This window comes from Streptomyces sp. SID1328 (assembly GCF_009865595.1).
Lineage (GTDB): Bacteria > Actinomycetota > Actinomycetes > Streptomycetales > Streptomycetaceae > Streptomyces > Streptomyces griseoluteus.
Genome location: NZ_WWKH01001092.1, coordinates 1 through 680 on the forward strand (window position 1 = coordinate 1; position 680 = coordinate 680).

General features: G+C 74.3%; 2 pseudogenes. Both read left to right on the forward strand.

The features are described 5' to 3' along the window. Positions 1 to 524, forward strand: a pseudogene (locus tag GT030_RS35195) (hypothetical protein); the annotation flags it as partial. Beyond that, positions 521 to 680, forward strand: a pseudogene (locus tag GT030_RS35200) (deferrochelatase/peroxidase EfeB); the annotation flags it as partial. The pseudogenes GT030_RS35195 and GT030_RS35200, both read left to right, overlap by 4 nt.

A 680-nucleotide genomic window follows, 5' to 3' on the forward strand; every position in this document is an offset into this window, starting at 1 on the left:
AGCGGGTGCGGGATGCCGACCCGAGTCGGGCCGGGCTGCGCCGGTCGGTGCTGGCGGAGGCCGGCGTCGCCGTTGTGCTGCTCGCGGTGACCACCGCGCTCACGCAGACCGAGCCGGGCCGTACCGAGCAGGAGGCCAGGGCGGCCACCGCCCCGGCCGCTAGTTCCCCGGCCGACACCTCCGGCGCCCTCACCCTGGACATGCCCTTCGACACCGGCGGCAGGAACGGCAAGGGTCTGGTCCGGATCGACCTCGACCCCGCCCGCGTCGGCGCCAACGAAATGCATCTGTACGTCCAGCGGCCCGACGGCCGCCCGTACGACATCCCCGAGGTGAAGGTCGCCCTCACCCTGAAGGCGAAGAAGATCGGCCCGCTCCCGGTGGCCCCGGAACACATCACCACCGGCCACTGGGCGGCGAACGGTGTTCAGGTCCCCATGGCGGGAGACTGGGAGGTCGCCGTCACCGTACGGACCTCCGACATCGACCAGGTGACCGTCTCCAAGAACGCGCAGATCGGCTGAACCGCACCATGCCCGACCCGTCCGTCCCCCAGACCCGTGCCCCGGAAGCCGAGCAGCCCGCCCCCGAGCCGGGCCGGGGCGTCTCCCGCCGTGCCCTGCTCGGCACCGCCGGGGCCACCGGCCTCGTGCTCGGCGCGGCGGGCGGCGCCCTGGGGT